Genomic DNA, 6038 nt, shown 5'->3' with positions numbered 1-6038 from the left:
AGCAGGGACAGCGCCGCGCCGGGATCGTTCGTCATCCAGGCGCGACAACCGGCGCATAGTCGAACTATGCAACGGTTGTCGCAACACAGAGGACGGACGAAAAGACAAGCAGGGTGGTATGTCATTTGACAGAAATCGCCTTAGTTGAGCGCCGGAGCGGTTGATCGGATCCGGTAGTGCGATCGTACCCGGTGGGTTAGCTCACAAGGCGAGCCACTTGGGATGGGAAATTCCCTGTTCTCCGGCACCGGAATCCGGCGGTTCAGTTTCCGGCGCCGTCGTCCTTCGCCCGCAGCTCGGCGACCTTGGTCTCCAGCCGCTCGATCAGCCCGTCGATACCGACCTCCTCGACGATACTGCGATAACTGTTGCGATAATTCGAGACCTGGCTGACATGCTCGATCAGGACGTCGTAGACCAGCCATTCGCCGTTCTTGTTGTGCAGACGGTAGTCGACGGGGATTTCCTTATCACTGGTAACGACCAACGTCGATACCGTCGCCCGATCGCCCCTGATCTTCTCCTCGCCATAACGCACCGCTTCGTCCTGGTACTCGTCCAGGCGTGCGGTCCAGATGAGCAGCAGAAGTTCGGTGAACCGGTCGACGAAGCGCCGCTTCTGTTCTGCCGTCGCCTTTTTCCAGTTGACCGACAGGGCCGCACGGGACATCAGGGGGAAATCGAAGCGCTGCCCGATCGCGTCCTTGACACGCTGGTGCCGGTCTACCCGCGCGAGGTCCGGGTCGCGCAGGACGACGAGCACGTCGTCAACGGTGCCACGGACCTGCTCGGTGGGACTGGTCGCCGCTGACGCGGAACCCTGGCAAACCAGGGAAAGTAACACCATCAACGGATATATCGATCGGTGGTGAAGCATATGCCCTCCCATGTTCGGCGGCCGATTACTTGCCGCTATCGCTTTCGAAGATGTACTTGCTGATGAGTTCCTCCAGCAGGACGGCCGACTCGGTATCGGCGATCTCCTCGCCGGGTTCCAGATATACGTCGGAACCGCCCGGGGAGAGCTTGATGAACCGGTCGCCGATGATCCCCTGGGTCCTGATGGAGGCAATCGTGTCCTCCTGCAGCCGGACGCCCTCGTCGATGGTCATCTCGACGATGGCCTCGTAGTCCTCGTGATCGAGGTCGATATTCGAGACCCGGCCGATGCGCACCCCGGCCAGCTCGACCGTCGCTCCGTCCTTGAGCCCCGAGATGGACACGAACCGTGCGTTCAGCGGGTAGGTCCGGTCCGGAAGCAGGCCCACGTCGCCGAGCTTGACCGCGATCCAGGCCAGACAGCCGATACCCGCGATGAGAAACAGTCCGACGCCCAGTTCCAGATTGATGCGCTTCATGATCGACCCCATTGCCGCCCCCTCCACTGCACGTCAATCTCCGGATGAACATCGCACTACGCCATCACCGAGCTGATGACGTAGTCGGCGAACAGCACCGCGATGAAAGACAGGACCACGGCCTCGGTCGTCGCGCGGCTGACACCCTCTGCGCCGAATGCGCCGTCGCGGTTCAGGTGCAGGAGGAACCCCTTGGCCGAACAGATCCACACGATCAACAGGCCGAACACGATCGACTTGATAAGCCCCATCTTGACGTCGTTCCACACGACCGAATCGTACATGCCCTGGAAATAGGCCCCTGCACTGATGCCGAACAGGCCGACGCCGACGAAGTATCCACCGACGACGCCGACGACGATGAACATCGCGGTGAGCAGCGGCTGGCAGATCACCCCGCCCACCAGGCGCGGGGCGAGCAGAAAGCGGTGCGGGTCGATCGCCATGCATTCGAGGGCGTCGATCTGCTCATCGATCCGCATGATACCGATCTCCGAACAGGTCGCCGAACCCGCGCGCCCGATGACCATCAGCGCGGCCAGCACAGGCCCAAGCTCGCGCACCAGGCTGAGGCCTACCGCAGACCCCAGCAGACTCACGGTACCGAACCGGACCAGGGTGTCGTGGAACTGCAGCGCCACCACCATCCCGGTGAACGCGCCGGAGACGACGATGAGCAGCCACGAGCGCGCCCCGATGAAATGGATCTGCCGGATCACGGGGCGCGGCCGCCAGGGGGGCGTCACTGCCCGCGCCACCGAACGCAGGAGCAGCAGGGTCATCATCCCCGACATGCGAACGAGGTACAGGCCGCGATCACCTGCCGCCTCGATGCCACGGACCAACGCGCCGGCAATCACCGCAAGGTGTCCCCTGGCAAGCCCCATCACCGTTTCATCCCGTCGCGGCGCATGCGCTATTTCGTCAACCGCTCGAGGTACGCATCCGCGTCGATAGCCTCGTTTCGGGGCCTGCGATGCAGCATATCCTGGATGTGCTCGTTCCCGCTCGCGCGTATCTCCTCGACGGTGCCGGTCTCGAGCACACGTCCGTCCTGGAGGACGGCGATGCGGTCGGCGATCTTGATGGCGCTTTCCAGTTCGTGGGTAACGACGACGATGGTGAGATTCATGGCGCGGCGCGCCATGAGGATCCGCTCGTCCAGCTCCACGGCGGTCACGGGATCCAGCCCGGCCGACGGCTCGTCGAAGAACAGGATCTTCGGATCTCCGACGATGGCGCGTGCCAGTCCCGCCCGCTTCAGCATGCCGCCGGAAAGCTGCGCGGGCATCATATCCTCGACGTCGCTGAGACCCATCATCTCCAACTTCATCCGGGCGATGATGCGTATGGTCCTGGCGTCCAGGTCCGTATGCTCGGTCAGCGGCAGCGAAACGTTCTCGCCGATGGTCAGCGACCCGATCATCGCCCCACCCTGAAAGGCAACGCCGAGTTGTTCCCTCAGGCGGTACAGTTCCCGCGTGCCGGCCCGCGTGACCTCGTGCCCCATGACACGGATCGATCCGCGGGTCGGTTGTTGCAAACCGAGCATGAGGCGCAGCAGCGTGCTCTTTCCGGAACCGCTGACTCCCATGATCACCATGATCTCGCCGGAATGCACCTCCAGATCGATACCATCGAGCACCAACCGGTGCCCGTAGTGAGCGACGACGCCCCGGGCATCGATCAGGACCTCCCCCGCCGTGTCCGGGCCGGGAGCGGACTCAGTCCGGGTCATTTCGCAACGAAGATGGCGCGTTCATGAGGGTGGCGGTCCACGCTCCCCGCGCAGCGGCTCAACCCGCGTCGCGTGAGATGCGCTCATCGACCGTCGCGTCGATCGGAAACACCTTGTCGAGTCGTGCGAGCTGCAGGACCTGCAACACCGGCCCCTTCACCCCCACCAGCCCGAAATCCAGATCGTTGTTCCTGGCGAGTTGATAGGCCTCGACCAGGGACGCGATCCCGGAGCTGTCCATGTAGCCGACCTCCCCGAGATCGACGAGCACCGGATGCCCGTCATCCAGTTCACTCAGCAACCGGTCCCTCAGTCCCGGGGAGAAGTGCAGATCCACCTCGCCCTTCAATTCCACGACCGTGTAGGCGCCCTCGGTGCGCGTAGACATTTCCATACCGGTGTGTGTCCTGTTCTGGTGTCATTGAGCGGCGAACCGCCGCCATTGTATCGAAATCGGTGAGGCGCGGGTCCCTGCACGCCTCAGCTTTCTGTCGCGAGGCTCATGCGCTTGCGCATTTCGAGCACGTTACCCCTTCCGTCCGCCGCCTCGGCGAAATCGTATCGATCCATGATCTTCGAGATCAGGAACATGCCGAGTCCACCCGGACTCAGTTCACTCGATGGGCGGCAGCAGACGGCCTCCGGATCCACCGGTTGAGCATAGTCGCGCAGGCGGATCACGCAATCGTTGCCCTGGACGAGGATCTGGATGACGATGTCACCCACTCCGCAGGCCCCATAGGCGTGGCGAATGATGTTTGCGCAGGCCTCGTCCACCGCCAGCGCCACCGAATCGATCTCGGAGCTGTCGCAGCCCCGGGTGCCGAGGGTTTCGCGTACCAGTTCGCGAACACCGAACAACTGGTCCGAGCTGGCTCTGAAGCGCATGCCGGCGAGTTCCTGCGGCTGCCCGCCAATATCCCGAGTTCGGTCGCTCACCCGGTGTGCCCCGTCATTGTTTCAGATCCACGGCCAGCACCGAGACGTCGTCACGCAGATTCGCATCGCCCTTCCACGAGACCGTAGCGTCGATCAGCCGGTCGATCGAGGTTTCGAGCGCTTCGTCGCGGGCGGATTCCACGATCGCCATGATCCGCTCACGGCCGAAGACCACGCCCTGGTCATTGCGCTCCTCGGTCAGCCCGTCGGAGTGCAGATACAGGCGCGCGCCCGGGCGCAGGTCGAGCACCGTGTCGTCATACTCGCTGTCGGGGAACAGACCGACGGGTACGGCCGGCACATCGTGAACCACGGCCCTGCCACCCTCGTGCATCAGCACCGGCCCCGGGTTTCCGGCGCTGACATAGGTGAACGAACACGCCTCCACGTCCAGCAGCCCGTAGAGTATCGAGAAGTATAACCGTCCCCTGCGGTCCATCGGATACAGGCGGTTCAGCCGGGAGACCACATCCGCGGGTCGCGTCACGACGTAGCCAACACCGCCCGCCGGGGTGGTGACCAGGCAGCTCCGGTCGGCCACGGGGAGCAGGGCGCGCGACACGGTGACCGCGAGCAGGGCGGAAGGCACACCATGGCCCGAGACATCCAATACGTACATCGCCACAAACCGGTCATCGATCCGGAACACGTTCAGGCCGTCACCACCGAGTTCCGCACTTGGCCGGTAGCGCCAGGCAAACCGGCACCGCTTCGTCTCGGGCATACTGTCCGGCAGCAGGGACTGCTGTACGCGGGAGGCGGCATCCAGATCGTCCCGCATGCGCTTGTTCGCGGCTTCCAGCGCCAGGTTACGCCGTTCCATGTGCCGTTCCAGCCGACGCAACTTCAGATGCGTGCCGACACGCGCGTTGACCTCCCCGGCGTGAAACGGTTTGGTGATGTAATCGATCGCCCCGAGTTCGAATCCCCGGACCTTTTCGCTCACCTCCCCAAGCGCGGACAGGAAGATCACGGCCGCCTCCGCCGTAGCCGGATCGTCCTTCAGCCTGCGGCATACCTCGAACCCGTCCATCCCCGGCATCATGATGTCCAGCAGCACCAGACGGGGGCCCGCCTTTCGGGCGATTGCGATGGCATCCTCGCCGTTCCTGGCCACCAGGATCCGGAAGCCCGCGCCGGCGAGCGTCTGGTAGAGGACCTGGAGGTTCACGGGATTGTCGTCGACGATCAGGACCTTCTCTTCCTCGCCTTCGTCCGCGACTTCGTCGAAGTCAGACACCGTCAACGACCACCCAGCTCCCCATCGATGCAGGCGATCAGTCCGGCAGCCTCGACCGGTTTCGCCAGAAAGGTGTGACCGCCGATCTCGGTACCTGCCGGTGTGGTCTCCTCGCGCGTCACGATGGCCGTGAGGAACACGACCGGCGTTGTCTTCACTAAGGGATCCTCCCTGAGCCTGGCGGCCACCTCGCGCCCTTCCATGTCCGGCAGCATTACGTCCAGCAGGACGAGATCGGGTGCCGTTTCCGAGGCGATCGACAGCGCCGTGTCGCCATCGCGGGCGATCGGCACCCGTGGACCCAGGTCCCTGAGCGTCCGGTAAAGCACCTGAAGGTTGGTGGCGTTGTCATCGGCGAGCAGCACGGTCTGCCGGTCTGCCGCATCGTCCGCCACTGCCGGCTCGCACATGGTTCTCCGAAAGCGATCGCGTTTGCGTGAAGATCAGGTTATCCACCACCCTTCGGCGGATCAAGTGCACTAAGGCGATTTCTGTCAAATGACATACCATCCTGCTTGTCTTTTCGTCCGTCCTCCGTGTTGCGACAACAGGCACATAGTTCGACTATGCGCCTGTTGTCGCGCCTTGATGACGAACGATCCCGGCGCGGCGCTTTCCCTGCTTTGCTTGGGCACCGGTCTTGGGCTTCCTGCCCAAGCCGTTCACTGCTTCGCAGCTCACCCGGCGCGATCTGGTATGTCATTTTCCGGCATTCGCCTAACGATCATGGAGGGGGTAGCCACCACCCCGGCAAATGAAAGAT

At 63.5% G+C, this 6038-nt stretch carries 8 protein-coding genes; all 8 read right to left on the bottom strand.

What is annotated here, in order from left to right:
• Positions 1 to 262: 262 nt before the first annotated feature.
• The 8 genes from LJE91_12455 to LJE91_12420 all read right to left on the bottom strand — a co-directional run bounded on the left by LJE91_12455 (position 263) and on the right by LJE91_12420 (position 5685).
• A complete protein-coding gene (locus LJE91_12455) occupies positions 263 to 847 on the bottom strand; it encodes an ABC transporter substrate-binding protein (GenBank protein MCG6869498.1) in 585 nt (194 codons plus the stop codon).
• A 55-nt stretch (positions 848 to 902) separates the two neighbouring features.
• Positions 903 to 1358, bottom strand: coding sequence for an outer membrane lipid asymmetry maintenance protein MlaD (mlaD, locus tag LJE91_12450; protein ID MCG6869497.1), 456 nt, complete (start codon positions 1356 to 1358; stop codon positions 903 to 905).
• 56 nt (positions 1359 to 1414) lie between these two features.
• Positions 1415 to 2245: an MlaE family lipid ABC transporter permease subunit gene (locus tag LJE91_12445; GenBank protein ID MCG6869496.1), complete on the bottom strand. Its 831-nt coding sequence runs from the start codon at positions 2243 to 2245 to the stop codon at positions 1415 to 1417.
• A gap of 29 nt (positions 2246 to 2274) precedes the next feature.
• Positions 2275 to 3096 carry an ATP-binding cassette domain-containing protein gene (locus tag LJE91_12440; protein ID MCG6869495.1) on the bottom strand — a complete coding sequence of 274 codons (822 nt, stop codon included), beginning with the start codon at positions 3094 to 3096 and terminating at the stop codon, positions 2275 to 2277.
• Between the two features lie 58 nt (positions 3097 to 3154).
• Entirely contained in the window at positions 3155 to 3490 is a 336-nt protein-coding gene (locus LJE91_12435) for an STAS domain-containing protein (protein MCG6869494.1), read from the bottom strand.
• Positions 3491 to 3576: 86 nt separating this feature from the next.
• Positions 3577 to 4035 (bottom strand): ATP-binding protein, encoded by a 459-nt coding sequence (locus LJE91_12430; GenBank protein ID MCG6869493.1) that lies wholly within the window; start codon positions 4033 to 4035, stop codon positions 3577 to 3579.
• A 13-nt stretch (positions 4036 to 4048) separates the two neighbouring features.
• Positions 4049 to 5275: a SpoIIE family protein phosphatase gene (locus LJE91_12425; protein ID MCG6869492.1), complete on the bottom strand. Its 1227-nt coding sequence runs from the start codon at positions 5273 to 5275 to the stop codon at positions 4049 to 4051.
• Between the two features lie 2 nt (positions 5276 to 5277).
• Positions 5278 to 5685 (bottom strand): response regulator, encoded by a 408-nt coding sequence (locus LJE91_12420; protein MCG6869491.1) that lies wholly within the window; start codon positions 5683 to 5685, stop codon positions 5278 to 5280.
• Positions 5686 to 6038 lie beyond the last annotated feature (353 nt).

The sequence above is a fragment of the Gammaproteobacteria bacterium genome, from assembly GCA_022340215.1.
Classification (GTDB): Bacteria; Pseudomonadota; Gammaproteobacteria; order JAJDOJ01; family JAJDOJ01; genus JAJDOJ01.
This window is presented reverse-complemented; position numbering and strand designations above follow the sequence as displayed.